The sequence below is a fragment of the Candidatus Chloroploca sp. Khr17 genome (assembly GCF_004138165.1).
Lineage (GTDB): Bacteria > Chloroflexota > Chloroflexia > Chloroflexales > Chloroflexaceae > Chloroploca.
Genome location: NZ_RYFF01000104.1, coordinates 1 through 2,818, shown reverse-complemented (window position 1 = coordinate 2,818; position 2,818 = coordinate 1). Strand labels below are relative to the sequence as shown.

2 protein-coding genes are annotated in these 2,818 nt (G+C 61.1%); both read left to right on the top strand.

The features are described 5' to 3' along the window. Positions 1 to 2,482 (top strand): SdrD B-like domain-containing protein (locus EKD05_RS24790; protein WP_255427269.1); only part of this gene is annotated, 2,482 nt, incomplete at its 5' end. Positions 2,483 to 2,486: 4 nt separating this feature from the next. Continuing rightward, positions 2,487 to 2,818: hypothetical protein (locus tag EKD05_RS26950; protein ID WP_240695928.1), on the top strand; the 332-nt coding region annotated here is incomplete at its 3' end.

Genomic DNA, 2,818 nt, shown 5'->3' with positions numbered 1-2,818 from the left:
CGCCGATGTGCTCGTCACGCTCACCGGGGTGGACAGCCTCGGCGCGACGGTCAGCCTGACCACGACCACCGACGCCAGCGGGCTCTACACCTTTACCAACCTGGTGCCCGGCACCTACACCGTCACCGTCACCGCGCCCGCGGGTTACCTCGTCACCGCCCGCAACCAGGGCGAGCCTGATGCCGACAGCGACGCGGGCAGCGGTGGCGCGATGGTCAGCACCATCCTCACCTCGGGTGAAGCAGACCTGACCTGGGACGCCGGGCTCTATCGGCCCGCCACGCTCGGCGACCGCGTCTGGCAGGACACCAACAGCGACGGCCTCCAGACCAGCGGTGAAGCTGGCTTCGCCGACGTGACCATCACGCTGGATGGGCGCACCGGGGCCGGGGCGACCGTCACCCTGACGACCACCACCGACGCGAGCGGGTTCTACACCTTTACCACCCTGGCCCCGGGCGTCTACACCGTCACCGTCACCGCGCCTGACGGCTATGTCTTCACGCAGCGCCATGCGCCGCAGGCAACCGCCGCCACCAACTCTGACGCGGACAGCACCGGCGTGATGGACCGCACCACGCTCACCTCGGGTGAAGAAGATCTCAGTTGGGACGCCGGGCTCTACCAGCGCTCAAGCCTGGGTGATCGAGCGTGGGACGACCGCAACGCCAACGGTATCCAGGACGAGGGTGAACTCGGCGTCGCCGGTGTCGCCGTCACGCTCTATGCCGCCGATGGAACAACGGTCATGCGCACCACGACCACTGACAGTGATGGCCTCTATCGGTTTGACGAGCTTGAACCAGGCAATTACATCATTGGCTTTGGTCTACCCGACGGCTTTGTCCGCAGCATCACCGGTGGCACCTCTGATCAAGCGCTTGATAGCGATGCCGATCAAAGCACCGGGCTGACGAGCCCGATCACGCTGCCTACGGCAACCAGCGACCTAACCTGGGACGCCGGGATCTACCAACCGGCCCAACTGGGTGACCTCGTCTGGCTCGACCGCAACGCCAACGGCCTACAGGACGTAGGCGAAACCGGGCTTGCCAATGTTGTCGTCACCCTGTTTGGGGAGGATGGAACAACCGTCATTAGCACCACAATGACGAACGAAAACGGCATCTATCAATTCACCTATCTTGATCCTGGCATCTACAGCATCGAGTTTACTCCACCTGCCGGCTACGAACTGAGCCCACAAGGGCAAGGGGATGATGCCGCGCAGGATAGTGACGCCGACCCATTGACTGGTCGCACCGAAAGCATCACCCTCGAACCGGGTCAGTCTGATCAGCGTTACGACGCCGGTCTCTTCCAGCGGGTCGCCGTTGGCGATCGCGTCTGGTTGGATCTCAATAATAACGGCCTGATCGATCCTGACGAGCAAGGACTAGAAAACATTGAAGTTCTGCTCTACACCGATCGTGACAATGATGGCCTGCCCGACGGTGCAGCCATCGCCAGCACAACGACTGATGCTCAGGGCAACTACCGCTTTGCGCAACTTGTCCCTGGCGATTATCTGGTTGAAATCATTATCGCCGAAGACTTCACCAGCAGCACAGGGTTGCCTGGTTCAGCGACTGGCCCTTACGAACCGGCACCCAGCCCGAACGACGACCGTGATCATGATGACAATGGAACCCAGGTGAGCGAGACGCTCATTCGTAGTGGCACCATCACCCTGTGGAGCCAGCAAGAACCAGGCGAGGCGATGGATGGGGATGACTTCAACGGCAATATGACCCTTGACTTTGGCATCTTCCATCCCGCGTCGCTTGGTCAGGGCATCTGGTATGATACCAACGGCAATGGCTATCGCGATCCAGGTGAAGCAGGCGTGCCCGATGTGCTCGTTACGCTCTACTATGGCGATGGCGCGCCCGTCCTTGGGCCAGATGGCCGCCCAATCACCATGGTTACGGACGAAAACGGCCTGTATCGCTTTGACTATCTCGTCCCTGGAACCTATCTGGTCGGGTTTACCAACCTGCCTCCGGGCTACACCTTTACCGTGCCTGGCGGTGACAGCAATACCGACCCGGTGACAGGCCAGACCATCGCCGTCACGCTCGCACCGGGTGACATCAATCTGACCCTCTGGGCAGGCCTCGTCTCACCAACTGCGATCAAGCTGGTACAGTTCACGGCCACACCGGCCTCGTCTGGCATAAGCCTGAACTGGACAACCGCCGCCGAGCAGTCCACCTGGGGCTTCCATATCCTGCGGAGCCTCGACACCAATCCTGCCAACGCCGTGCGCATCACCGACCAGACCATCCTGGCCCGCGGCAATCCGCAGATGGGGGCATCCTATAGCTGGACTGATACAACGGCCGTGCCTGGCACCAGCTACAACTACTGGTTGGAGGAAAGCGAACTCGATGGGACACTCAACACATACGGTCCGGCAACGGCGACCATGCCGCTGAGCGAGATGCGTTTCCGTGTCGTTCTACCTTTGATTATGCGGTAGATGTATGAAACACTTTGCTTTTGCCTCCATCTTCGCTCTCATGCTCCTGATCATCATTGTGATGAGCGGGAGCATGAGGCTGGTTGTTGCCGATACGCCATCAGATGATGGGCTGATGTCCCTGACGGAGACCGGTGAGCCACCACCTCCAACCGACGTGCCACTGCCTACCGACGTGCCACTACCTACCGACGTGCCACTACCTACCGACGTGCCACCTCCAACCGACGTGCCACTGCCTACCGACGTGCCACTACCTACCGACGTGCCACTGCCTACCGACGTGCCACTACCTACCGACGTGCCACTGCCTACCGACGTGCCACTGCCTACCGA